The following is a 1,937-nucleotide window of genomic DNA, read 5'->3' on the forward strand; positions in this document are numbered from 1 at the left end:
GAAGGCGGGACCGCCGCCGGTTGCCCCGGCGCCGCGCACCCGGGAGGCGTCGACCAGGCTGGTGCAGAACGTGCTGTTCCTGCTCGGCGGCCTGCTGCTCGGCGTCGCGGCGATCGTCTTCACCGCGGTCGCCTGGGCGCAGTTCGGCGTCGGCGGCCGCGCGCTGCTGCTCGCCGGCTTCACCGTCGCGGCGCTGGCGGTGCCGCTGGCCGCGCTGCGGCGCAACCTGCGCGCGACGGCCGAGACCTTCGCGGCGGTCGGGCTGCTGCTGGTCCTGCTCGACGGGTACGCGGCCTGGTATGTGAACCTGTTCGGCGTCGCGGACCACTCGGCGTTCGGGTACGCCGGTGCGGTCTGCGCCGTCACCGCCGCGGTCGCCGCCGGGTACGAGCACCTGACCGGGCTGACCGGCCCGCGCTTCGCTGCGCTGATCGTGGCCCAGCCGGTGCTGCCGCTGCTCGCGGCGCCGTTCCACCCGGACGCGGCCGGCTGGGCGTACGCGCTCATCGGCGTCGCCGTCCTCGACCTCGCCGTGATCCACCTGCGACGGTCGGCGCTGAGCGCGCTGGGCGTCACGGCGTACGGGCTCGGCGGTGCCGCGGTCGTCGGCGCGGTCCTGTCGGCGCTGGGTGCGCTGGCCGCCGCCGAAACCACAGTGGACGCCGCGCTCGCCGCCCTCGCGCTGGTCGCCGGCGCCGGGCTGGCGGTGGCGGCGGCGGTCCTGGCCCGGGTCCGGCCGGCTCAGGCGATCACCGGCGGCCTGTTCGTGGTCGCCCTGGCGCTCGCCGCCGGCCGGTTCGCGGCGGTCGCCGGCGGCAGCTTCCTCGCCCCGGTGCTGATCGCCGCGGTCGTCGCGACGGTGGCGGTCCTGGTCACGGCGGTCAACCGGGTGCTGCCGGAGCCGGTGCGCCGGGGGCCGTGGGCCGGCGCGCTGGTGGTCGCGGCCGCGTCGGCGGTCGTCGTCGCCGGGGTGACGGTCGCGGGCGGCTACGACTGGCGCGTGCTCGCCGTGATCGCGTTGGTCGCCGCGGCCCTGGTGGTGCTGGTCCCGCGGGTCCTGCAGCCGCAGGTGCTGCTCGGCGGCGCGGCGCTGGCGGCCTTCGCGGCACCGACCGCGCTCGGCCTGGCCTGGTGGGCCGCGCCCGTACTCGACCTGATCGTCGTCGCGGCGGCGCTGGTCCTGGCGCTGCGCGGCGGCGGCCACCTCCGGGCGGTTGCCGGCGGCATACCGCCGGTCTGGCCCGCCACGGTCGCGGCCGGTTTCACGGTCCATGCGGTGGTGGTCGCCCTCGGGAGCCCGGGCGTCGCCTGCGCGACCCTGGTCGCGGTCGCCGCCCTCGGCGCCGGCACCGCGGCCGCCGCGCGGCGGGCGCCGGGCCCGCTCGGGGGAGTGGCGCTCACCGCCGGGCTGCTCGCCCTGCCGGCGGCGGCCTGGACCGGCGCGGCGGCGCTGTCCCTGCCGGCCACGGCGCAGAGCCGGGCGGCCCTCGCCGTCGTGGCGCTGCTGACCGGTGCGGCGCAGCTGATCGGCCGGGGCTACCGGGCGTACGCGCTGGCGGCGGTCCTGATCGGTGTCGTGTCGGCGCCCGCGTGGGCGCTGGCCTCGGGCGACTCGCCGGCGATCTACGCGGCGTGCGGGCTGCTGCTCGTCGCGCTGAGCTTCGTGGTGACGATCTGGGCCGGCCTCGCCGCGCTGCCGCTCGGCCTCGTGCTGTTCGGGACGACCGCGCCGAGCCTGTTCGCCGTGCTCGTGCGCCCGTACGGGTGGCTGGACCGGGTGTGGACCGGCGTGCCGGGCGGCACCGGCGTCGGCGCGGTGGCGGTCGCCGACGTGGCCGCGCTCGCGGTGTTCGCCGTGGCGGTCGCCGTCGCGGTGCGCTCGGCGCGGGGCGTGCGGGCGGCGGTGTGGGCCGTCGCGCCGGTCGTCGCCGTGCTGG

The 1,937-nt window shown here is 79.1% G+C and carries 1 pseudogene; it reads left to right on the plus strand.

From position 1 onward, the window contains the following. Positions 1 to 1,937, plus strand: a pseudogene (locus AB0F10_RS45425) (hypothetical protein); the annotation flags it as partial.

This window comes from Actinoplanes sp. NPDC026623 (assembly GCF_040638275.1).
Taxonomy (GTDB): Bacteria; Actinomycetota; Actinomycetes; order Mycobacteriales; family Micromonosporaceae; genus Actinoplanes.